This is a genomic window from Pseudomonas sp. GX19020 (genome assembly GCF_023371075.1).
GTDB lineage: Bacteria > Pseudomonadota > Alphaproteobacteria > Rhodobacterales > Rhodobacteraceae > Pseudogemmobacter.
The window spans coordinates 12,851-34,242 of the sequence record NZ_JAMCCR010000023.1 but is presented as its reverse complement, the minus strand read 5'-3'; the positions used below and the strand labels follow the sequence as shown (position 1 = coordinate 34,242).

Sequence of the window (21,392 nt, the reverse complement as noted above, 5' to 3'; positions counted from 1 at the left end):
GCTGGCAAGAAAAATTATTAATCGGATGATAGAAAGAGTTTATCGCGAGATGCGAAAGCGGCTGCCGGTTTTCTGCGCAGGCCGCCGCGCCCGTCTTTCGACCCTTCCTTGCGCAGCGGGGCGGGGTTAGACTGGCACCATGTCACGCGCCCCCAAATTCATCCATCTACGCACCCATACCGAACATTCGCTGCTGGAAGGCGCGATACCGGTCAAGAAGCTCGTGAAACTGGCGGCGGGCGCCGAGATGCCGGCCATCGCGGTCACCGATTCCAACAATATGTTCTGCGCGCTGGAATTTTCCAGTCATTGCAAGGATGCCGGGGTCCAGCCCATCGTCGGCTGCCAGGTGGCGCTGGAATATGATCCGGCGACGCCGGGAGAAAAGCCGCGCCTGCCGGCCTCGCTTGTGCTCCTGGCGCAGACCGAGGCGGGATATGAGAATCTGATGAAGCTGAACTCCTGCCTCTATCTGGGCAAGGCGGGGCAGCTGGTGCAGGTGACGGTGGATCAGCTGGCGGCCCACAGCGCAGGGCTGATCTGTCTGAGCGGCGGGCCGGACGGGCCTTTGGGGCGGTTGTTGCAGGGCGGGCAGATGCCGAAGGCCCGGGCCCTGACCGAACGGCTGGCGGCGATTTATCCCGATCGGCTTTACATCGAATTGCAGCGCCATCCGGGCGAGGGCGGGCGACTGCCGCAGGCCGAAGCCCTGTCCGAGCGCGGCCATATCGAGCTGGCCTATGATCTGAACCTGCCTCTGGTTGCGACGAATGACGTCTATTTCCCGAAATCCGACATGTATGAGGCGCATGACGCGCTGATCTGCATCGCGGAAGGCGCCTATGTCGACCAGCTGGAGCCGCGCAGACGTCTGACGCCGCAGCATTATCTGAAATCCGAATCCGAGATGTGCGCGCTGTTTGCCGATCTGCCGGAGGCGCTGGAAAACACCGTCGAGATCGCGCGCCGCTGTGCCTTCATGGCCTATAAACGCAAACCTATCCTGCCGGTTTTCGCAGAAGATGAGGTAGAGGAACTGCGGCGCCAGGCCTGGGACGGCCTGGAGAAACGCCTCGCCGTGATTCCGCTCGCCGCGCCGCGCGAAGAATATGAGGAACGGCTGAAATTCGAGCTCTCGATCATCGAGCGCATGGGGTTCCCCGGCTATTTCCTGATCGTGTCCGATTTCATCAAATGGGCCAAGGACCACGATATTCCGGTCGGGCCGGGGCGGGGTTCGGGGGCGGGCTCGCTTGTCGCCTATGTCCTGCTGATCACCGACCTTGATCCTTTGCGCTATGCGCTGCTGTTCGAGCGGTTTCTGAACCCCGAGCGGGTCTCGATGCCCGACTTCGACATCGACTTCTGCATGGATCGCCGCGAGGAGGTGATCCGCTATGTGCAGGACAAATACGGCCATGACAAAGTGGCGCAGATCATCACCTTCGGCGCGCTGCTTTCAAAGATGGCGGTGCGCGATGTCGGGCGTGTGCTGCAGATGTCTTATGGTCAGGTGGACCGGCTGGCGAAGATGATCCCGGTCGAAGGGGTCAAGCCGGTCTCGATCACCAAGGCACTGGCGGATGAGCCGCGTCTGCGCGAGGCGGCGAAAGAAGAGGTTGTCGCGCGGCTGCTGAAATATGCCGAACAGGTCGAGGGGCTTTACCGCTCTGCCGGCACCCATGCCGCCGGTGTGGTGATCGGCGACCGGCCGCTGGATGAGCTGGTGCCGCTCTATCAGGATCCGCGCTCGGACACGCCCGCCACCCAGTTCAATATGAAATGGGTTGAGGCGGCAGGGCTGGTGAAGTTCGACTTCCTCGGGCTGAAGACCCTGACCGTGATCAAGGATGCGATTCGTCAGGTGCTGGAAGCCGGGCGGCCTTTGCATATCGGCCCGGATGGCACGCAGCTTTACGACCCGCCAAAGGGTGCTGAGAACGATATCGGGCATATCCCGCTTGATGACAAAGCGACCTATGACCTTTATTCCGCCGCGCGCACGGTTGCCGTCTTCCAGGTGGAAAGCTCAGGCATGATGGATGCGCTCCGGCGCATGAAGCCGACCTGTATCGAGGATATCGTCGCCTTGGTGGCGCTGTATCGCCCCGGCCCGATGGAGAATATCCCGACCTATTGTGAGGTGAAAAACGGCACGCGCGCGCTGGAAAGTATCCATCCGACCATCGATCACATCCTGAAAGAGACGCAGGGCATCATCGTCTACCAGGAGCAGGTGATGCAGATCGCCCAGGTCATGGCGGGCTATTCACTTGGTGGCGCCGACCTGTTGCGCCGCGCGATGGGGAAAAAGATCGCCGAGGAAATGGCGAAAGAGCGGCCCAAATTTATCGAGGGCTGCACGGCCACCCACCAGATCGACACCAAAAAATCCGGCGAGGTCTTTGACCTGCTGGAGAAATTCGCGAATTACGGCTTCAACAAATCGCACGCTGCGGCCTATGCGGTCGTGAGCTACCAGACCGGCTGGATGAAGGCGAACCACCCGGTCGAATTCATGTCCGGTGTGATGAATTGCGATATCCATCTGACCGACAAGCTCGCCGTCTATAAACGCGAGCTGGACCGGATGGAGGTCAAGGTCGTGCCGCCTTGCGTCAACCGCTCGCTCGCGGTGTTTTCGGTCAAAGATCAGCAACTGGTCTACGGCCTCGGCGCGCTGAAAAATGTCGGTGTCGAGGCGATGCGGTCTATCGTCGATGCGCGTGGCGACAGGCCTTTCGCGACGATCTTCGATTTCGCGCGCCGGGTGGATCTGAAAAAGATCGGCAAACGCCCGATGGAGATGCTGGCCCGCGCCGGGGCCTTTGACCAGCTTGATCCCAACCGCGCCCGCATGTTCGAGGCACTGGACGGGCTGGTCGTCTATTCGGCGGCGGTGCATGAGGCGGCGGTCTCCGCTCAGGTCTCGCTCTTCGGGTCTTCGGGCTCCGATATCCCCGAGCCGCGTATCCCCTTCCGCGATGACTGGCTGCCGGTCGAACGGCTGGGGCATGAACATCAGGCCGTGGGCTTTTATCTCTCGGGCCATCCGCTCGATGATTACATGCCGGCGCTGAAACGCCAGAAGGTCGAGACCCTGGCAGAGATCACCAGGAAGGCACTGGCCAAAGGCCCTTATATCGCAAAGATCGCGGGCTCGGTCTCGGCGCGGCAGGAGCGGAAATCGGCCAAGGGCAATCGATTCGCTTTTGTCTCGCTCTCGGACCCGACCGGGCTTTATGAGGTCACCTGTTTCTCGGACGTGCTGGAAGCCTGCCGCGAGTTTCTGGAGCCGGGCAGCAATGTGGTGCTGACGGTCAAGGTCGACCCGGATGGCGAGGGCGTGAAGCTTCTGGCCAATGGCGTCGAACCCATCGACCGCGTGGCGGCAAAAGCCGAGGCAGCCGATATCCGCATCCATATTGACCGGCCCGAAGCGGTCACCTCGATCGCCATGCTGCTGGGCAAATCCGAGGGCCGGATGCGCGGTCGCATCACGCTTTGTGTTCCCGATGAAGAGGGGCGCGAGATCGACCTTCTCTTGCCCGACCCCTATCCGGTCAGCCCGCAGATCCGGGGCGCGATCAAGGCGATGCAGGGCGTGGTGATGGTCGAAGAGGTCTGACACTGTTCTCCCGGCGCCACCTGGCACCGGGATCATGCCTTCCGGCTTCACGCCGACCGGGTCGGGAAACGCATCAGCAGCCACTGCGCCAATCAGCCGTCACCAATGCGGCGGCGGCTGGTTCGCAGCCGGGGCCTCGCCCGCCATCTGCTCGCGTTCGGCCTCGCGCTCCATCAGCATATGCACCCGGCGGTTCAGCTGGGTGATCTCGCGATCCTGGCGCGCCACCACATCCGACAGATCATCCATCGTCCGGATCAGATGCGCGATCCGTTCTTCCAGGGCTGCATCCCGGTCGCTTCTCTCTGTCGTCATCTTATCCGCCGCTTGTCGCCTCTTGCCCCATCCGCTAGAGGATGCAGCAACTGCCGCCGGGCCGCAATCACCGGCAAACGCTCCTCTATCCGAAGGCAAGACCCATGTCCGAAGGCAAGATCCGCCGCCCCCGGGCCGAGACCCCCAAGGGATTTCGCGATTATTTCGGGGCCGAGGTCACCGAACGCAAAGCCATGCTCGACGCCATTGCCGGGGTCTATCATCGCTATGGGTTCGAGGCGCTGGAGACATCGGCGGTGGAAACCGTCGAGGCGCTTGGCAAATTCCTTCCCGATGTCGACCGCCCGAATGAGGGTGTTTTTGCCTGGCAGGATGAGGATGAGGCCTGGATGGCATTGCGCTATGACCTGACGGCGCCACTGGCGCGGGTCGCGGCGCAATATCGCAACGATCTGCCCTCACCCTATCGCCGCTATGCGATGGGGCCGGTCTGGCGGAACGAAAAGCCGGGTCCGGGTCGCTTCCGCCAGTTCTACCAATGCGACGCCGATACGGTCGGCACGGGGTCGGTGGCGGCGGATGCCGAAATCTGCGCCATGCTCTCGGATGCGCTGGAAGTGGTCGGCATCCCGCGCGGCGATTACGTGGTCAAGGTGAACAACCGAAAAGTGCTGAACGGGGTGATGGAGGTCGCGGGCGTCCTTGATCCCTCGGATGCCACCAGGTTCGAGGCCGAGCGTGGCATCGTTCTGCGCGCCATCGACAAGATCGACCGGCTGGGCGATGCGGGCGTGCGCGCGCTGCTGGGCGAGGGCCGCAAGGACGAGTCCGGTGATTTCACCAAAGGCGCGGGCCTGTCCTCGGAACAGGCCGAAGTGGTGATGGGCTTTGTTTCGGCGAAACGTGACAGTGGCGCGGAGACGGTCGCCCGGTTGCGCGAACTGGTCGGCGCCTCGACCCTTGGCGCCGATGGCGTCAATGAGCTGGAAACCATCGCGGCGCTGCTGGATGCCCAGGGCTATGGGCCTGACCGGATCGTGCTGGACCCAGGTGTCGTGCGCGGCCTTGGCTATTATACCGGACCGGTTTTCGAGGCGGAACTGACCTTTGAAATCCTCGACGAAAAGGGCCGCAAGCGCCAGTTCGGCTCGGTCGCGGGCGGCGGGCGCTATGACGATCTGGTGAAACGCTTCACCGGCCAGGCGGTGCCTGCGACCGGCGTGTCGATCGGGGTCGACCGGCTCCTTGCGGCGCTGCATGCGAAAGGTCGCGTGGCGGCGGATACGACCGGCCCGGTCGTGGTGACCGTGATGGACCGTGACCGTATGGCCGATTACATGTCGATGGTCGCGGATCTCAGAAATGCCGGCATCCGTGCCGAGGTCTATCTCGGCAATCCGAAGAACTTCGGCAACCAGCTGAAATATGCGGATAAACGGCAAAGCCCGGTTGCGGTGATCCAGGGTTCGGACGAGGCGGCGCGCGGTGTTGTGGTGCTGAAAGACCTGATCCTTGGCGCGAAAATCGCGGAAAACGCCACGCTTGAGGAATGGAAAGACCGCCCCGCCCAGGTCGAGACCGCGCGCGGCGATCTGGTGGCCTCTGTGCGCAAGATGCTGGGGCAATGATGCTTTCCGCCAGTGACAGGGCCGCGATCCGCGCGGTTGCCGATGAGCTTTACGGGCAGTTTCTCGCCGCCGGTGCCGTGGCGGTCGAGACCGAGATCCTGCAGCCTGCCGGCCCGCTTCTGGATCTTTACGGCGAGGATATCCGTGCCCGCGCCTATGTGACCGCCGATCCGACCCTTGGCGAAATGATGCTGCGCCCCGATTTCACCGTGCCGGTGGTCGAGGCCCATATGCGGGACGGTGCCGAGCCCGCACGTTATGCCTATATGGGCGAGGTCTTCCGCCGTCAGGAAGACCCTGACGCCCGCGCCCGCGAATATCTCCAGGTTGGCTTTGAGGTCTTTGACCGTGCCGCCTCCGAGGCCGATGCCGAGGTTTTCGCACTGTTCTCCGACCTGTTGGCGCCCCTGAACCTGCGCCCGGCCACCGGCGATATCGGGATTCTGATGGCCGCAGTGCGTGGGCTGTCGACCTCGGACCGGCGCAAGGCCGCGCTCTTGCGCCATATCTGGCGCCCGAAGCGGTTTCGTGCGCTGCTTGACCGTTTCGCGGGGCGTGCCGCGCCGTCTCCGGCCCGGGCCGCGCTGCTCGAGCGGCTGAAATCCGATGCGCCAGAGGCGCTGATCGAGGCCGCAGGCCCGCTTGTCGGTCTGCGCTCGGCCGAAGATATCGCCGGCCGCGCAGCCGCGCTGATCGAAGATGCGGCCACGCCGCCCATCGCTGCGACCGAAGCCGCGCTGCTTTATGATCTGCTGACGCTTCAGGCGCCCTCGCTGGCGGCGCTCGCCCATCTGCGCGGGATTGCGCCCATGCTGCCCGCGATCACCCCGGCGATTGAACGATTTGCGGCGCGGCTCGAAGCGCTGAAGGCGCGCGGCGTCAATGTCGAAACCCTGCCTTTCGAGGCAAGCCACGGGCGCACCACGCTGGAATATTATGACGGCTTTGTCTTCACCCTGGCGGCCGCCGATCCGGCCCTGCCGGCGGTGGCGTCGGGCGGGCGCTATGACGCGCTGACGGCGCATCTGGGCCAGGGTGGCTCGATCCCCGCCGTGGGCGGCATCATCCGCCCCGAACTGGTGGCGCGACTGAGGGGGGGGATCTGATGCTCAAGATCGGGGTGCCGTCCAAGGGCCGGCTGATGGAAAAGACCTTCGACTGGTTCGGCGCGCGCGGGCTCGCGATGGCGAAAACCGGCAATGAGCGGGAATATTCCGGCCGGATCGACGGGATTGACGGGGTGGAACTGGTGATGCTTTCCGCCGGCGAAATCCCGCGCGAGCTGGCAGCGGGCCGCATCCATCTGGGCGTGACCGGATCGGATCTGGTGCGTGACAAGCTGGCGGCGTGGCACGCCCAGGTGGCCGACTGGCAGCCGCTTGGCTTTGGCCATGCTGATCTGGTGATCGCGGTGCCCCAGGCCTGGGTCGATGTCGATACGCTGGATGATCTGGATGCCGCCGCAAGCGCCTTCCGGGCGCAACACGGGTTTCGCCTCAGGATAGCGACGAAATATCATCGCCTCGTGCGCGACTTCCTGACCGCCAATGGTGTTGCCGATTACGCGCTGGTGGACAGCCAGGGCGCGACCGAGGGCACGGTGAAGAACCTTACCGCCGAGGCGATTGCCGATATCACCTCGTCGGGCGAGACGCTGCGCGCCAACCACCTGAAGATCCTCCCGGAGGGGCTGATCCATCAAAGCCAGGCTACTCTGTTCCTGGCCCGCAACGCGGATTGGGCGCCTGATCAGACCGCGACCCTCGCGGCGCTTGCGGCGAGGCTGGGCCTCCCGATGCCGGGGCTCTGATCTTCCTCCTAGTCTAAACGCCCGGGACTGCGGGGGGGAGCCCCGCCTCCACCACCAGCCAGGGGTGCGGATAGCGGTATTCCTCGAGATTGCGGCTTTCACCGATCCGGTCCACGACCGCAATCAGCCCCGGCGCGCCGAGCGGCGTCAGCACCCCATGCCAGGTGCCACGATGCAGGTTCACGCCTTGCGCACCATTGGTCAGAAAGGCGCGGGGGGTCATGTCCGGGCCGGTGGCGACGATCACCAGGAAGGGCTGATCCGACATCGGGATAAAGGCCTGTGAGCCATCCGGGTGGCGCTCGATCAGGTCGAATTCATAGGGCAGGGCGCGGGGCGCGGCCTTGAAAACCGAGATACCGGCGCGGCCGGGCGGAGAGCTGTCTTCGCCGAAATCGAGGCGGGCAAGGTCATGATGGCGCTGGCAGAGGCCGTCATTGATCAGGCGATGGGGGCCGGTTGCCGCAAGAACGTCGCCGAAGGGGGCGAAGGCCTCGGGTGTCAGGGGTTCTGGGTGGATCTGCATGGCGGCCTTTATACTTGTGGTGAGCGCCGGGGGGCCTCGGCCCCCCGGACCCCCGAGGATATTTTCAGACAGATGAAAAGGAGCGGGTTTCAGCGCCCGGACGGGTTGCCGAAGGCGCCGGGGCCGCGCAGTTTGGCGTGACGGTTGACATCTTTGTAAAGCAGGTAACGGAACGGGCCCGGGCCGCCGGCATAGCAGGCCTGGGGGCAATAGGCGCGCAGCCACATGAAATCGCCGGCCTCGACCTCGACCCAGTCCTGGTTGAGTTTATAGACCGCCTTGCCTTCGAGCACATAGAGACCATGTTCCATGACATGGGTCTCTTCGAACGGGATCACGCCGCCGGGCTGGAAGGTGACGACGGTGACATGGCCGTCATGGCGCAGATCGTCGGGCGCGACGAAACGGGTGGTGGCCCAGACGCCGCCCGTGTCGGGCATCGGCGTCGGTGCGATATCGCGCTCATTGATCACGACAGGGTCGGGGGGCGTCAGGCCGGCGGCGGGCTCCCACAATTTGCGGATCCAGTGGAAACGCGCGGGGCTGCGGCCTTCGGCAAAAAGCGTCCAGGAGGCGCCGGGCGGGATATAGGCGTAGGAGCCTGCCTCCATCTCATAGCCCTCGCCGTTCAGCGTCAGCGTGGCGAGGCCTCCTGTGAAAAAGAGCCAGCCCTCGGCGCCGGCATCGGGTTCGGGGGTCGTGGAACCACCGCCGGGCGCGACCTCCATCACATATTGGCTGAAGGTTTCCGCAAAGCCCGACATCGGGCGGGCGATCAGCCAGAGCCTGGTTTTATCCCATCCCGGCAGAAAACTGGTGAGGATGTCGGAGAAACAGCCCTTCGGGATCACCGCATAGGCATCGGTGAACACGGCCCGCCCGGTCATCAGCCGGGTCTGGGGGGGCAGGCCGCCTTCGGGAGCGTAATAGCTGCGTGTCGTCATGGCAGGAGGTCTTTCAGGCGAAGGGTGGCAATGCGTTCCACCTGGGTGCAGGCGGTCTTGAATTCGGTCTCGCTGTCATTGGCGAGGCGGGCCTCGAACGCGGCGAGGATCGAGGCCCTGGTATTGTCACGGACCGCGATGATGAACGGAAAGCCGTGACGCGCGGTATAAGCGCTGTTGAGCCGCTGAAAGGTGGCGCGCTCGGCATCGGTCAGGGCGTCCAGCGCTGCCGAGGCCTGCTCGGATGTGCTGGACGCCGTCAGCCGTTTTGCGGCGGCCAGTTTGCCGGCGAGATCGGGATGGGCGCGCAGCACCTGAAGCCGGGCCTCGGGAGAGGCACGGCGGAAGGTGCGGGCCAGTGCAGAGGCCAGCCCGACAGCGCTGTCATGGGCGGGGCCAAGTTCCAGCTCCCATGCCTGATCCGCGATCCAGGGCGAATGTTCGTAAATGCCGCCGAACCGGGCGACAAATGCCGCGCGCGACATTTGCGAGGGGCGTTCCTGCGCAACCGGCGGATGGATGCGCCGCCAGTGATCGGCAATGTCGATGCGGCGGGGAAACCAGACCCCCTCATGGCTTTGCGCGTAATCAAGAAACTTCTGCAGGCCCGCAAATTTTCCGGGCCGCCCGATCAGCCGGTTATGCAGGCCTATGGAAAACATCTTGGCGTGACCCGCGACGCCTTCGGCATAAAGCACATCAAAGCTGTCTTTCAGATAGGTGAAGAACTGCTCGCCGGTGATATAGCCCGGCGCAGTGGCAAAGCGCATGTCATTTGCCTCGAGCGTATAGGGGATCACCAGCTGATCATGGTCGCCGGTCTTCAGCCACCAGGGCAGATCGTCGTCATAAGTGTCGGAAATCCAGGCGAGGCGCCCTGTCTCTGCGGTAAGCCGCACCGTGTTCATCGAGCAGCGTCCGGTATACCAGCCCGAAGGCGGCGCCCCGGTGACCTCTTCATGCAGGCGGAAGGCTTCGGCAATCGCTGCGGCCTCGTCGGCCTCGGGCATATCGCGATGCTCGACCCATTTCAGCCCGTGGCTGGCGATTTCCCATCCCGCCTCCTGCATCGCGGCCACCTGTTCGGGGTTGCGCGCCAATGCGGTCGCGACACCATAGATCGTGACCGGGATACCCCGCCGGGTGAACAGGCGGTGGAGCCGCCAGAACCCCGCCCGCGCGCCGTAATCGTAAAGCGATTCCATATTCCAGTGGCGCAGGCCAGGCCAGGGCTGCGCGCCCGCGATGTCCGAGAGGAAGGCTTCTGACCCGGCATCACCATGCAGGATATTGTTCTCGCCGCCCTCTTCGTAATTCAGCACCAGCGAGATGGCGATCTTCGCGCCTCCGGGCCAGGCCGCATCGGGGGGATTGGGGCCATAGCCTCGGAAATCGCGGGGGTAGCGGGTCATGGATACGGGCTCCGGCAGTGCTGTCACGGGGCAGAATAGCGCGTGGCAAGCGACAAGGCTTTTCTGTTTTGCGCGAAACTCCTTCCTGGTCTTGCGGGCCTTGTCGCAGGAGACTCGCCTGCACAGCGCTGTCATGCTTTGCTGGCGGCACTGATCAGGAGAGGGGCGGCAGATGGGCGGCAGGCTGACGACACATGTGCTGGATACCGCGCGGGGCCAGCCGGCGGCGGGGCTTGCGATCAGCCTGTGGCGCATCGAAGGGAATGCGCGCGCGCTGCTTGCCCGGGTGGTGACCAATGCGGATGGCCGCTGCGATGCGCCGCTGCTGACGGGGGAGGCGATGCGGGTCGGGGAATATGAGCTGGTCTTTGAAGCGGGCGATTATCTGCGCCAGAGCGGCCAGGCGCAGGGCGAGGGGCTGTTCCTTGATCAGATCCCGATCCGCTTTGGAATTGGGCATCCGGACCAGCATTATCACGTGCCGCTGCTCCTGAGCCCCTTTGCCTATTCCACCTATCGGGGCAGCTGAACGCCGGGCCTTTTTCCCTGGATTGCACCGCCTGCGGATGCTAGTTTTGCAGAGCCCGACGAATTACGTAGAATTCCGCCGGTCGGGAAAGGCTGACTTGCAGTCTGCCGCTAACCTTGGCATGTCACTCGCGTAATTGCATTGTTCCGGAGAGATCACATGGCGTTTCTGAGGCATGGCTTTGCCGTTCCCGCAATGGTCGTTCTGATGAGTGGAAGCGCCCATGCGGCGCTGACCGCTGATCAGGTCTGGCAGTCCTGGAAGGACGGCGCCGGCCTGATCGGGCTGACCATTAATGTCGCGACCGAAGCAAATTCGGGCGGCACTCTGACCCTCAACGGATTGAGCATCGCTCCGGAAGACGCGCCCGATCCGCTGACCGTTTCGGCGCTGACCCTGACCGAAAACAGCGATGGCACCGTCACCATCACGCCCGGCGATGCGATCGGTTTCCAGACCGGCACCGCTGAAGAGGGTGGCACGGCGAAACTGACCCATGACGGCCTGTCCATCATCGCCCGCGAAGGCGATAATGGTGGCATCATCTATGACTATTCGGCGAAAAAGCTCGATATTGCCTATGATTTCACCACCCCGGGCTTTGCTTACGGCGAAGATGAAACCCCGGAGCCGGGCAAGGATAATGGCAATTTCACCTTTGAAGGGCTGAAGGGCAGCTACAGCGATATCCCGGGCGCCAACCGCGTGTTCTCGGTGGCGCTTGAGACGGCGAAGCTGATCTATGCGATCAATTCCGACCAGCCGTCATTCGACAGCAAAAGCACCTCGAACAGCGAATCCGTCAATCTTGCGCTGGTCGCTGAATTCACCCTGCCGAGCACCATCACCCTTGGCGAGATCCAGTCGCCGGCTGATTTCGGCACCGCGCTGCAACAGGGTCTCCAGCTTAAGCTGAACACCACCAACGGCGCCTCCACGGGTAAATCCAGCGAGAAGTCGATGTTCATGTCGTTTGACATGGATATGAAGGCCGGCCCGGCCACGGCAGATGTGCTGTTCAACAAGGATGTCTTCAGCCTTGCCTCGAAAGGCAATGACGGCATGGAGATCGTCGTGACCTCTGATGGTCTGCCGGCTCCGGCAAAGATCACCATCGCCGATGTCGAGATGAACCTGCTTTCGCCGGTCATGTCGGGGGAAACCGCTGCCGATTACGGCCTGAAGCTGATCCTTGGTCAGCTGACGCTGAATGACGAAAGCTGGGGCCTCTTTGACCCGAATGCCGCGCTGAAGCGTGATCCGATCGATCTGGCGCTTGATCTCAGCGGCAAGGCGAAAGTCGACTGGATCGCGATGGCGGTTGCAGATGAAACCGGCGGTGAGCCGGTGATCCCGGAGCCGGAATCGCTGAACATCACCCAGGCCGCGCTGAAACTGGCCGGTGCCGCCCTTAACGCAACCGGCGCGCTGACCTTCGACAACAGCATCGGCTTCCCGGCTCCGCTGGGCGAAGTGAATGTGAACCTCACCGGGGCAGAGCAGCTGATCAACGGCCTGATCTCCATCGGTGTTCTCGCGGAACAGGATGCAATGGGCGCGCGGATGATGATGGGCATGTTCATGGTCCCGGGCTCGGAGCCCGACAGCCTGACCTCGAAAATCGAGTTCAAAGAAGGCTTCAGCATTTTCGCAAATGGCCAGCAGCTGCAATAAGCTGCGGCCATAGGCTGACAAACCGGAACGCGGCCCTTCGGGGCCGCGTTCTGCATTTGGGGAGATGCGGTTTACAGAAGGGCGGCCGCGGGGCCATCGGTCTCGCGTCGGATCGCGTCGCGGATATGCGTCACGATGTAATCGGCAAAGAGCTGCAGCTTGGGGTCTTTCAGCCGCCGGTGCTGCATCAGGATCGCGAGCTGCGTGTCGAGCGGCGGCGTGGCCACCGCTACCGGCACCAGCCGGCCCTCGCGCAGATGGGCCGCCACCTCAAACAGCGGTTTGAGCACAATGCCCCGCCCGTCCAGCGCCCAGCCGGTCAGCACGTCGCCGTCATCACTTTCGAACGGGCCGCTGACGGCGAATTGCTGCGGCCCGTCAGGGGTTTCCAGCGTCCAGCGATATTCGCGCACGCCCGGATAGCGCAGGATCAGGCAGTCATGCCCGTCTCTGATCAGCGCCGCGCCATCCGCCGGCATCCCGCGCCGCGCGATATAGTCCGGCGCGGCACAAAGCACCCGCGGCGCCCCTGAGATCAGCCGCATTTTCAGCGAGGAATCCTCGGGCATGCCAAGATGGAAGGCGAGGTCGATCCCCTCAGCCAGGATATCCACCGGCCGGTCCGAAAGCCGCAGCCGCAGCTCGATTTGCGGCCAGAGATCCTTGAAGGCGGGCACATGTGGCGCGATCAGCCGGCGCCCGACCCCAAGCGGCGCCGAGATGACAATGGTGCCACGCGGGTTCTGTGTCGCGGTCATCAGTGCCGCTTCGGCCTCTGCAATCGCTTCAAGCACCGTAAGCGCGCCGTCGTAAAACAGCCGCCCGTTCGAGGTCGGTTGCAGCGAGCGCGTGGTGCGGTTGAAAAGCCGGGTGCCAAGATGCTTTTCCAGCTCGGAGATCCTGGACGAGGCGACGGCGGGCGAACAGCGCTGATCCCGCGCTGCCGCCGACATCGAGCCAAGGTCATAGACCCTGACGAACATCCTCAGATTGTTGACATAGCTCATCCTGAAACCCGGATTGGCGCAGAAGCGGTCAGCATTTGATTGTTCGGCCCTGTTTGAAAGTGCCGAGAGATTATCCCGGTTAACAGGAAAGCCGGCTTCGGTATAGCCTGGGATTCAGGCAGAAGAGGCGGCGGCTATGTATGATTTCACAGTACTCTGGGACTGGATGCAACTGGCGGCGCGCTGGCTGCATGTGATCACAGCCATCGCCTGGATCGGATCGAGCTTTTACTTCGTGGCGCTGGATCTGGGCCTGAGGAAATCCCCCGACCTGCCGCCCGGTGCCTATGGCGAGGAATGGCAGGTTCATGGTGGTGGCTTTTACAATATCCAGAAATACCTCGTCGCGCCCGAACGCCTGCCCGAACACCTGATCTGGTTCAAATGGGAAAGCTACGCCACATGGCTTTCGGGCTTTCTGATGCTGGTGCTGGTCTATTACATGGGCGCCGAGCTTTTCCTGATCGACCCCCGGGTGATGGAGCTGCAGGTCTGGCAGGCAGTGGCGATCTCGGTCGGATCGCTCGCCTTCGGATGGCTGGCCTATGACACGATCTGCCGGGTCTTTGTGAAATCCAATCAAAGCCTTGTCATGCTGGCTTTGTTCGGCGTTCTGGTGGCGATGTCGTATTTCTATGCCTCGGTCTTTTCTGGCCGGGCGGCGCTTTTGCATCTTGGCGCCTTCACCGCGACGATCATGTCCGCCAATGTCTTCCTGGTGATCATCCCCAATCAGAAGATCGTGGTGGCGGATCTGAAGGCGGGCCGCACGCCCGATCCGAAATATGGCCGTATCGCCAAGCAGCGCAGCACGCATAACAATTACCTGACGCTGCCGGTGCTGTTCCTGATGCTGTCAAACCACTATCCGCTGGCCTTCGCGACCGAATATAACTGGATCATTGCGAGCCTTGTCTTTCTGATGGGCGTCACCATCCGTCACTGGTTCAACACCCGCCATGCCGGGCGCGGCAATCCGCACTGGACCTGGGGCGTGACGGTGGTTCTGTTCCTGATCATCGCCTGGCTCTCGACCGCACCCTTGCGGCTGCAGCCTGAAGAGGCCGCGCTGGAAGGTGAGGCGCTGCGCTATGCGAGCGCGCCCGGCTTCGGGGATGTGGTTTCGATCGTGCAGGGGCGCTGCTCGATGTGTCACGCTGCGGAACCCGCCTGGGAGGGGATGCTCTGGCCCCCGAAAGCAGTCGTATTGGAAAGCGAGGCACAGATCGCGCATGAGGCCCGGCGGATCTATCTGCAATCCGGTGTCACCCATGCGATGCCGCCGGGCAATCTGAGCTATATGGAGGAGGCAGAGCGCCACCGGATCATCGACTGGTACCGGGCCGCAGCCAGGTTGCCCGATCCGGTCTGACCCTTTGGCGCAGGGGGGCATGGGCCTTGCCCGCTGGCGGTCAGGATCGCGGATCGTACCGGACGGGCACGGGAGCCAGATAGCCTGAGCGGCGTTTATGCGGGCGGCAGCACAGAGCAATCGGGCGCTCTCGGAGGGAGAGTATCACAGTCATCCGCAGCTTCGCGATGGCAGCCGCGAACCGGCTCAGGCGAGTCAGGATGCGGAAATCAGCTACCGTCCTCGCCTTACATTCCGGATTGCGGTCACAGGACGGCCCTCACCGGGACCGCCGTGCCTCAGTTACCCAGCCTGGCGTGAACCTCGTCGAGATCGACCTCGCCCTTTGGCATCTTGTTGCCGGGATTTTCGAAATCATAGCGGAAGAGCTGGAAGTCGCGTTTGTAGATCTCCCAGATCAGATGCATCGAGAGATCGTCGAAATAATCCTCGACGGGGTGCAGGCGCTTGGGCCCGTGACCCTCTGATTCGTTGAAGCGCGGGATTGTTTTCAGATCAATCGGATGCGCCACCTCGATCCTGTCGAGAACGTCCTGCATGCCTTCGTTGAATTTCTCGGTGAAGAAGATGCGGTCATAGCGCCCGCCATTCACGATAAAGGTCGAGACATGGCCGGACATGGCCGACCAGTGAATATCCGGCTCCATCGGTTTTTTCCAGCGGATGGTGTCGCGCGCGAACAGAAGAAAGCGGCGGAAGCTCCTGATCTGGTCGAACTCCTGCTTGCCGTCCTCGCCGCCAACCTCGATCCCGTATTTCTGGATCAGAAGCGGCACCAGATTGCCCCGGTAGCGGCGGCCATTGCGCTGAATGCCGCAGATCTTGTCGAAAAACGACGAGAGGATCCGGGTATAAGGATTTCTGACACAGGTGAAGGCATAGCTTTTATGCGCCTTCACATTGGCCTCGATCTTAGGCTGGCTCGCCTCCATCGCCCATTTATGCATATCGGCGGTGGCATCATGGATATCGCCGTCAAAAAAGCGGCCATGATCGGAATAGAACATGATCTGACCAATGGTCGAGCAGGCGCATTTCGGCACCACGCGGTAAACCACGCTTTCACTTTCGGTCATCCAGGTGCCTGGAAAGCCCATTCACATCATCCTTTTTCCGAACGGCAGCGCGATGCCCTGTTCCGGCCCCAACACATATACCCCCTGCAGGCATGCGTGCCAGGCGCCGGGGTGTACCACAAGAGCGTCGTCTGGAAAAAGCAAAGAAATCCGACCTTTTCAAGGAAGTATGAAGCCCTTTATCAGATAGTCTGGTAAGAGCGTAGCGCCGGCCCGCAAAGCCGGCGGCACAGTAAGACGAGACCCATGGCGACGATTGCCTATATCCTGTTATGTCACAAGGATCCTGCCGGGATCATCGCCCAGGCAGAGCGGCTGACGGCCGCGGGAGATTGCATCGCCATTCATTTCGACGCGCGATCGCCTCAGGCCGATTTCAATCAGCTGCGCACGGCGCTTGCCGGCAATCCGCTGGTGGTTTTCGCGAAACGGCGCATCCGTTGCGGCTGGGGCGAATGGAGCCTTGTTGAGGCCACGCTGCTTGCCTTGCGTGCGGCGGTTGAGGCATTCCCCAGAGCCACGCATTTCTACATGCTCTCGGGCGATTGCATGCCGGTCAAGACGGCGGAATATGCCCATGATGTCCTCGGCCGCGAGGATGTGGATTATATCGAGAGCTTCGATTTTTTCCGCTCGGACTGGATCAAGACCGGCATCAGGGAAGAGCGGCTGATCTATCGCCACTGGTTCAATGAACGCAGCAGCAAGACCTGGTTCTACCGGTCGCTGGCCTGGCAAAAGCGGCTTGGGCTGGAACGCAAGATCCCCGCTGATCTGGTAATGCAGATCGGCAGCCAATGGTGGTGCCTGCGCCGCCGCACCGTCGAGGCCTTGCTGGAATTCATTCGCAGGCGCCGGGATGTGATGCGGTTTTTCCGCACGACCTGGATCCCGGATGAGACCTTCTTCCAGACCCTCGTGCATCATATCGTGCCGGAAAACGAGATCCGCACCCGGACACTGACCTTCCTTCTGTTCACCGATTACGGGATGCCGGTGGTCTTCTATAACGACCATTATGACCTGCTCTTAAGCCAGGATTATCTCTTCGCGCGCAAGGTCAGCCCGGAAGCCACCGATCTGAGGGCGCGGCTTGGCGATCTTTATGCGCAAAAAGGCAAAACCTTTCAGATTTCGGATGAGGGGCGCAGTCTTTTTCGCTTTCTGAGCGCGCGCGGCAGAGTGGGGCGGCGCTATGCCCAGCGGTTCTGGGAAGCCGAGTCCAGCCTCGGGCGTGAACGCACGCTGATGATGGTCACCTGCAAGAAATGGCATGTGGCGAAACGCCTGGTTGAACGCGCGCGGAATGTCAGCAGCCTCCGGGCGGTGGACTACCTCTTCAACGAAGACGGCACGCCCCTGCCTGATCTGGGGGGCATCCAGTCGACGCTGGAGAAACGCACGCGGCACCGGCGTGCGCTCGTCCGGATGCTCTATGACTACTGGCAGACCGACCGGCTGGTCTTCTGCATCGATCCGGCCTCGGTTGAACTGATGCAGGATTTCTACAATGACACGGCGCGGGTGAAGCTTCTCGAGATCGACTGCGATTTCACCGATGACTATCTGATCGGACATGCGAAACGGGTGGGCCTGGCGGGAACCGGCTCGCCGCGCGGGACGCTGGAACGCCTGCTGCCGACCATCCGCTATGATGTGAAATTCGAGAGCGACCGTCTCCGCGAGAGTGACTTCCCCGACTTCCACCGCATCCGTCAGCGCGGCACGGCGGCAGAGAACGCCCGGGCCCTGCAGGATTTCTTCGGCATCCCGCTGAGCGAGGCCGAAGAGATCGCTGGCACATCCTATCTCTTTGTGGACTGAAGATCCGCAATTTTCCCAAACCGGAGCCTGCCCATGAGCTGGAATTACGATCCGCAGAACATCTTCGCCCGCATCCTGCGCGGTGAGATCCCGAACAAGACCGTGGCCGAAAGCGCGCATACGCTGGTCTTCCATGACATCGCGCCGCATGCGCCGGTGCATGTGCTGGCGATCCCGAAAGGCGCCTATGTCAATTTCGACCATTTCGCGGCTGAGGCGTCAGAGGCCGAGATCATCGATTTTCACCGCACAGTCGCGAAAGTGATCGCCGATCTGGGGCTTTCCGGGCCGGAAGGCTACCGCGCGATCACCAATGCCGGCAGCTCTGGGATGCAGGAAGTGCCGCATTACCACCTGCATATCCTTGGCGGTCGCGTCCTCGGCCGGCTTGTTGAAAAAGCGTAACCGCGTCACCCGCGCGAGCGGAATTTTAAGTAAAATTCCGGGACCGGTTTCTGTGCAGAAACCGGTCTGTCGCAGGGCGCGGCGTCAGGATGTTGTGATCTGGCGTTCGACCTCTGCCAGGATGCCATTCTGATCGGTCCAGGTCATTTTCAGAACAGCGCTTTCGCGCGCTTTGAAGGTGAACTCGATATAGGGGTTTTGCGAGATTGCCGTTTCCGGCAGCCAGTCAAGCACCAGGGCTTCTCCGAGCCAGGCCTCGAACCGCATCAGCGTGTCGCGAGGGATCGGGGCGCCTGCCGCATCAAGGCGCAGGCCGCTTTCCATGATATGCACGACCTGGGCACGGACGCGGACGATCTCGTCTTTTGCAGGCGTCTCATTGCTCAGCCAGATCCGGGGGGGATTTGCCATCCTTTTGCCCTCCTTAAAGGCCGCAGCCGCCGGCGGCGACGGTGATCTGGCCGCGCGTATCAAACACCCGCCCGTCATTCATCCGCGCCAGCGCCCGCACATGCATCGTCTCGATCAGCCGCAGGCGCACCGCCACATCCGCCGCGCCACTGGCCTGTGAAAAGCGGAACCGGCAGGCCAGCGGCATCGGGTTCAGTTCGGCCAGCACGATCAGTTCCTCACACCAGCTGTCATCGGTGATTTCTTCCGTCACATGCACCCGGACCGGCACCGCCGAAGGGTTGTCGCCAAGTGCCGGCAGATCAAGCGCGAGGCCCTCGCTCACCGCTTCGGATGCACCGATGAATTCCGCCGCGATACGATCAGATTCAGCGGTATCGACCCGCGCGGCTGCGGTGGAGCTTTGCGCCCCCGCAGTATTAGCAAGCAAAGGGGAGGCACCAAGCGCCGCCCCCATGATCATCACCTGACGGCGATTCATCTCAGCGCAGAAAGTCATTGAACATCCCATCCACCCAGACAAGGTCTTCGGCCATCAGATCTGGCGTGCGCACGTCGATATCGATCTGCGTCTGATGCACCAGACCGTCCTGACCGACCGCATAGGTGAACTCGACCGAAATCGCCTCCTGCGGGTCGCCATTCACCAGCATATAGCAGAGGTTATCGGGCAGCTCTGCCACCACATCCTCGTCGCGTACCCGCTGGCCGATATTGCGGGCCACGATCCGTCCGATGTAATTCGCGACATGACCGGATTTCGGATAATGGCCGAAATGCGGGGAAATCGCGCCCATGGAATCCCCGATGATATAGACGCTGTCATCGCCCCGCGCGGTGAAGAAACGTGGATCCATATCGGCCCAGCCCGTCGGCCTGCCATCTTCGCCCTTGCCGATCAGATCCGCATACCAGACCATGTCTGATGCCTGATGCGGCGGCATGAAGACCGCATCGTCAAAGTCGAAATCCCCGGCCTCGGTCATGATCCGCTTGTTATACGGATCGACCTCTTTCACCTTCGCATTCGGTACATGGGTGATGATATCGGGGTAAAGTTCATCAAACGCCGCCTGATAGCCCGCGCCGATCGGGGCGATTTTCGGTTTCGGATCAAGGATGATGATCTTTGCCGGGATGTTATTGACCTTGAAATGCCAGGCCATGACGCAGGCGCGCTCATAGGGCGAGGGCGGGCAGCGATGCGGTGGCGGTGGCAGCGTCATCACGATGGTGCCGCCTTTGAAATTGTGGATCTTGTTCTTCAGCGCCAGGTGCTCGGCATTCGGGATATAGGCCGATCCGAAATTCTGGCGGGTATATTCGGCAGCCTTTTGATCCTCGCCGAACCAGGCTTCATAAGCGTTACGGATCCCCCCGGCGAGGATCAGGAAATCGTAATCGACCTTGCCCTTTGAGGTATGGACGGTCTTTGCCACCCGGTCGATATTCGTCACCTCGCATTGCACGAGGGAATAGCCCCATTTCTGCGCCGGGCGCAGCAGGTCATGGGTCAGGAAGGCGGTATCGACCACGTCGATCAGCCATTTGTTCGACATCGGGCAGGACCAGAAGATCGGGTTCCTCTCCAGAACAATGATCTCGGCCTCGGGAAGCTCTTCGCGCAGATGGCGCGCGGCGGAAAGCCCGCCCCAGCCACCGCCGCAAATGACGATCCTCGGGCCCTTGCCCTGGCGCGACAGCAGAAGCGTCTCTGAGGTAAGACCTTCGGGCGCGGCCAGGGCAGCCCCTCCGATCCCGGTCAGAAGCGCCAGCGACGGCGCGGCGGTGAGCAGCTTGCGGCGGGTGAAATGCGGGGCTTTCATCATTGGCTGGAACTCCTCCCGAGAGTTGTCTGGCGCATCACAGCCAGACCAGCCACAATCCCCGCGAGAATACCGGCGCTTGCGACCAGACTGGCCAGCGAAAGTGTCGAGACACCGGTCAAAGCTTGCCCGATAGAACAACCCATTGCAAGAACGCCGCCAAAGCCCATCAGAATTCCTCCAAGGGCGGCAATCAGGGAATGGCTTCCCGAGGTGAAACTCTCCAGGGCGAAGCTGCGGGTGACAAGCGCGATGAGGAAGGCCCCCGCGAGAGTGCCTCCGACCATGGCGAGACCGAAGGCGACTGCGCGGCCCGAAGACAACATCAGCCACAAAAGACCTTCGCCCACGGGCGCGACAAAGCTGATGGAAGACAGGGTTTTCGGGTCGAACGGGTCATCGGTCGTAAAGCTGATCCACCAGCCCGCGACCACGCAAAGCCCGATCAACAGGGCGGAAAATGCCTCTGCAGGCCGTTTGAAGACCGGCCGGGCGAACCAGATCAGGATCAGCACCGGCAGACCCGCCGCCAGCACGAGCGCGATTATCGGCGAGAGGCCAAACCCGCGCAGGAGACCGGTCAGGCTCAGCGCTTCAGGGCTGATCTGACCCAGTTGCAGCGCCTGGCGCCAGGGGGCCAATACGCCGGTCAGGCTGGCCTGAGCCGCCAGCCCAAGGCATAACAGCACCAGAAGCGACCGCAGATTGCCCCCCGCGAGCAAAACCAGCGAGCGTGCGCCACAGGCATTGGCCAGCACCATGCCCAGCCCGAAAATCGCGCCGCCGATGAACAGCCCGCCCGCCGCAAACGACCCCCGCAACGGCAGCGAGCGCGACAGATCGGTCAGCCCCAGGAAATTCAGCGCCTGGGTGCCGGCAATCGCCACCGCCAGCGCCAGCGCGAATGCGCGAAGGGGGGAGAGATCCCCCCCGCCCATCAGGCCTTTCATTCCCCGCAGGAGGCAGAACTTCCCCGCCCTGGCCGCGGCCCCGAACAGAAAGCCAAGACCAAGACCGAGAGTTACCGCATCCATTGAGCTGCCC

Annotated in this window: 19 protein-coding genes and 1 pseudogene; 9 read left to right on the top strand and 11 right to left on the bottom strand. The window is 62.4% G+C overall.

Annotated features, from left to right (window positions below; translation table 11 throughout):
- The first annotated feature begins 139 nt into the window (after window positions 1-139).
- The gene (dnaE, locus tag M3484_RS22135) at window positions 140-3,628 is read left to right on the top strand and encodes a DNA polymerase III subunit alpha (protein ID WP_249499279.1); all 3,489 of its coding nucleotides are present in this window, start codon (window positions 140-142) and stop codon (window positions 3,626-3,628) included.
- A 99-nt stretch (window positions 3,629-3,727) separates the two neighbouring features.
- On the opposite strand, the gene M3484_RS22130 is transcribed toward dnaE, so the two are convergent.
- Entirely contained in the window at window positions 3,728-3,943 is a 216-nt protein-coding gene (locus tag M3484_RS22130; protein WP_249499278.1) for a SlyX family protein, read from the bottom strand.
- A 104-nt stretch (window positions 3,944-4,047) separates the two neighbouring features.
- Between M3484_RS22130 and hisS the strand changes: the two genes are divergently transcribed.
- Genes hisS through hisG form a run of 3 tightly spaced genes read left to right on the top strand, consistent with a single transcriptional unit; the run spans window position 4,048 to window position 7,342 of the window.
- Window positions 4,048-5,532 carry a histidine--tRNA ligase gene (hisS, locus tag M3484_RS22125; protein WP_249499277.1) on the top strand — a complete coding sequence of 495 codons (1,485 nt, stop codon included), beginning with the start codon at window positions 4,048-4,050 and terminating at the stop codon, window positions 5,530-5,532.
- A complete protein-coding gene (locus tag M3484_RS22120) occupies window positions 5,529-6,638 on the top strand; it encodes an ATP phosphoribosyltransferase regulatory subunit (protein ID WP_249499276.1) in 1,110 nt (369 codons plus the stop codon). Before hisS ends, M3484_RS22120 begins: the two co-directional genes overlap by 4 nt.
- Complete coding sequence (gene hisG / locus M3484_RS22115; protein ID WP_249499275.1) at window positions 6,638-7,342, top strand: ATP phosphoribosyltransferase; 705 nt, start codon at window positions 6,638-6,640, stop codon at window positions 7,340-7,342. Before M3484_RS22120 ends, hisG begins: the two co-directional genes overlap by 1 nt.
- A 13-nt stretch (window positions 7,343-7,355) precedes the next feature.
- Here hisG and M3484_RS22110 read toward each other — a convergent pair whose 3' ends face one another.
- From M3484_RS22110 to puuE, 4 genes and pseudogenes are all read right to left on the bottom strand, one after another.
- Window positions 7,356-7,868, bottom strand: coding sequence for an ureidoglycolate lyase (locus M3484_RS22110; RefSeq protein WP_249499274.1), 513 nt, complete (start codon window positions 7,866-7,868; stop codon window positions 7,356-7,358).
- An 89-nt stretch (window positions 7,869-7,957) separates the two neighbouring features.
- Window positions 7,958-8,812 carry a bifunctional allantoicase/(S)-ureidoglycine aminohydrolase gene (locus M3484_RS22105; protein ID WP_249499273.1) on the bottom strand — a complete coding sequence of 285 codons (855 nt, stop codon included), beginning with the start codon at window positions 8,810-8,812 and terminating at the stop codon, window positions 7,958-7,960.
- Window positions 8,809-9,297: a 2-oxo-4-hydroxy-4-carboxy-5-ureidoimidazoline decarboxylase gene (uraD, locus tag M3484_RS22100; RefSeq protein WP_249499308.1), complete on the bottom strand. Its 489-nt coding sequence runs from the start codon at window positions 9,295-9,297 to the stop codon at window positions 8,809-8,811. Before uraD ends, M3484_RS22105 begins: the two co-directional genes overlap by 4 nt.
- 27 nt (window positions 9,298-9,324) lie before the next feature.
- A pseudogene (puuE, locus tag M3484_RS22095) lies at window positions 9,325-10,224 on the bottom strand (allantoinase PuuE); the annotation flags it as partial.
- Between the two features lie 172 nt (window positions 10,225-10,396).
- Here puuE and uraH point away from each other — a divergent pair.
- Window positions 10,397-10,753, top strand: coding sequence for a hydroxyisourate hydrolase (uraH, locus tag M3484_RS22090; protein ID WP_249499272.1), 357 nt, complete (start codon window positions 10,397-10,399; stop codon window positions 10,751-10,753).
- A gap of 159 nt (window positions 10,754-10,912) precedes the next feature.
- Window positions 10,913-12,427, top strand: a complete 1,515-nt coding sequence (locus M3484_RS22085; RefSeq protein WP_249499271.1) for a DUF2125 domain-containing protein — start codon at window positions 10,913-10,915, stop codon at window positions 12,425-12,427.
- Between the two features lie 71 nt (window positions 12,428-12,498).
- On the opposite strand, the gene M3484_RS22080 is transcribed toward M3484_RS22085, so the two are convergent.
- Window positions 12,499-13,434 carry a LysR family transcriptional regulator gene (locus M3484_RS22080; protein WP_249499270.1) on the bottom strand — a complete coding sequence of 312 codons (936 nt, stop codon included), beginning with the start codon at window positions 13,432-13,434 and terminating at the stop codon, window positions 12,499-12,501.
- A 136-nt stretch (window positions 13,435-13,570) separates the two neighbouring features.
- On the opposite strand from M3484_RS22080, the gene M3484_RS22075 reads away from it, so the two are divergent.
- Window positions 13,571-14,806: a urate hydroxylase PuuD gene (locus M3484_RS22075; RefSeq protein ID WP_283258546.1), complete on the top strand. Its 1,236-nt coding sequence runs from the start codon at window positions 13,571-13,573 to the stop codon at window positions 14,804-14,806.
- A gap of 278 nt (window positions 14,807-15,084) precedes the next feature.
- On the opposite strand, the gene M3484_RS22070 is transcribed toward M3484_RS22075, so the two are convergent.
- Complete coding sequence (locus tag M3484_RS22070; RefSeq protein WP_092898886.1) at window positions 15,085-15,903, bottom strand: sulfotransferase family protein; 819 nt, start codon at window positions 15,901-15,903, stop codon at window positions 15,085-15,087.
- A 225-nt stretch (window positions 15,904-16,128) separates the two neighbouring features.
- Between M3484_RS22070 and M3484_RS22065 the strand changes: the two genes are divergently transcribed.
- Together M3484_RS22065 and M3484_RS22060 are read left to right on the top strand one after the other, a co-directional pair.
- Window positions 16,129-17,706, top strand: a complete 1,578-nt coding sequence (locus M3484_RS22065) for a DUF5928 domain-containing protein (RefSeq protein ID WP_092898884.1) — start codon at window positions 16,129-16,131, stop codon at window positions 17,704-17,706.
- Window positions 17,707-17,739: 33 nt separating this feature from the next.
- The gene (locus M3484_RS22060; RefSeq protein ID WP_249499269.1) at window positions 17,740-18,111 is read left to right on the top strand and encodes an HIT domain-containing protein; all 372 of its coding nucleotides are present in this window, start codon (window positions 17,740-17,742) and stop codon (window positions 18,109-18,111) included.
- 84 nt (window positions 18,112-18,195) lie between these two features.
- Here M3484_RS22060 and M3484_RS22055 read toward each other — a convergent pair whose 3' ends face one another.
- From M3484_RS22055 to M3484_RS22040, 4 genes are read right to left on the bottom strand one after another with little or no spacing between them, the layout of a single operon-like run.
- Window positions 18,196-18,522, bottom strand: coding sequence for a thiosulfate oxidation carrier complex protein SoxZ (locus tag M3484_RS22055; protein WP_092898880.1), 327 nt, complete (start codon window positions 18,520-18,522; stop codon window positions 18,196-18,198).
- 13 nt (window positions 18,523-18,535) lie between these two features.
- Complete coding sequence (locus M3484_RS22050; RefSeq protein WP_249499268.1) at window positions 18,536-19,021, bottom strand: thiosulfate oxidation carrier protein SoxY; 486 nt, start codon at window positions 19,019-19,021, stop codon at window positions 18,536-18,538.
- On the bottom strand, window positions 19,005-20,351 hold the full coding sequence (locus M3484_RS22045) for an FAD-dependent oxidoreductase (protein ID WP_249499267.1): 1,347 nt from the start codon (window positions 20,349-20,351) through the stop codon (window positions 19,005-19,007). Before M3484_RS22045 ends, M3484_RS22050 begins: the two co-directional genes overlap by 17 nt.
- Window positions 20,348-21,382 carry a YeeE/YedE family protein gene (locus M3484_RS22040; RefSeq protein WP_249499266.1) on the bottom strand — a complete coding sequence of 345 codons (1,035 nt, stop codon included), beginning with the start codon at window positions 21,380-21,382 and terminating at the stop codon, window positions 20,348-20,350. Before M3484_RS22040 ends, M3484_RS22045 begins: the two co-directional genes overlap by 4 nt.
- Between the last annotated feature and the right edge of the window lie 10 nt (window positions 21,383-21,392).

Bases quoted from the DNA above. Each gene is read 5' to 3' on its own strand.
- dnaE (WP_249499279.1), top strand. From the start codon at position 140: ATGTCACGCGCCCCCAAATTCATCCATCTACGCACCCATACCGAACAT.
- M3484_RS22130 (WP_249499278.1), bottom strand. From the start codon at position 3,943: ATGACGACAGAGAGAAGCGACCGGGATGCAGCCCTGGAAGAACGGATC.
- hisS (WP_249499277.1), top strand. From the start codon at position 4,048: ATGTCCGAAGGCAAGATCCGCCGCCCCCGGGCCGAGACCCCCAAGGGA.
- M3484_RS22120 (WP_249499276.1), top strand. From the start codon at position 5,529: ATGATGCTTTCCGCCAGTGACAGGGCCGCGATCCGCGCGGTTGCCGAT.
- hisG (WP_249499275.1), top strand. From the start codon at position 6,638: ATGCTCAAGATCGGGGTGCCGTCCAAGGGCCGGCTGATGGAAAAGACC.
- M3484_RS22110 (WP_249499274.1), bottom strand. From the start codon at position 7,868: ATGCAGATCCACCCAGAACCCCTGACACCCGAGGCCTTCGCCCCCTTC.
- M3484_RS22105 (WP_249499273.1), bottom strand. From the start codon at position 8,812: ATGACGACACGCAGCTATTACGCTCCCGAAGGCGGCCTGCCCCCCCAG.
- uraD (WP_249499308.1), bottom strand. From the start codon at position 9,297: ATGTCGCGCGCGGCATTTGTCGCCCGGTTCGGCGGCATTTACGAACAT.
- uraH (WP_249499272.1), top strand. From the start codon at position 10,397: ATGGGCGGCAGGCTGACGACACATGTGCTGGATACCGCGCGGGGCCAG.
- M3484_RS22085 (WP_249499271.1), top strand. From the start codon at position 10,913: ATGGCGTTTCTGAGGCATGGCTTTGCCGTTCCCGCAATGGTCGTTCTG.
- M3484_RS22080 (WP_249499270.1), bottom strand. From the start codon at position 13,434: ATGAGCTATGTCAACAATCTGAGGATGTTCGTCAGGGTCTATGACCTT.
- M3484_RS22075 (WP_283258546.1), top strand. From the start codon at position 13,571: ATGTATGATTTCACAGTACTCTGGGACTGGATGCAACTGGCGGCGCGC.
- M3484_RS22070 (WP_092898886.1), bottom strand. From the start codon at position 15,903: ATGGGCTTTCCAGGCACCTGGATGACCGAAAGTGAAAGCGTGGTTTAC.
- M3484_RS22065 (WP_092898884.1), top strand. From the start codon at position 16,129: ATGGCGACGATTGCCTATATCCTGTTATGTCACAAGGATCCTGCCGGG.
- M3484_RS22060 (WP_249499269.1), top strand. From the start codon at position 17,740: ATGAGCTGGAATTACGATCCGCAGAACATCTTCGCCCGCATCCTGCGC.
- M3484_RS22055 (WP_092898880.1), bottom strand. From the start codon at position 18,522: ATGGCAAATCCCCCCCGGATCTGGCTGAGCAATGAGACGCCTGCAAAA.
- M3484_RS22050 (WP_249499268.1), bottom strand. From the start codon at position 19,021: ATGACTTTCTGCGCTGAGATGAATCGCCGTCAGGTGATGATCATGGGG.
- M3484_RS22045 (WP_249499267.1), bottom strand. From the start codon at position 20,351: ATGATGAAAGCCCCGCATTTCACCCGCCGCAAGCTGCTCACCGCCGCG.
- M3484_RS22040 (WP_249499266.1), bottom strand. From the start codon at position 21,382: ATGGATGCGGTAACTCTCGGTCTTGGTCTTGGCTTTCTGTTCGGGGCC.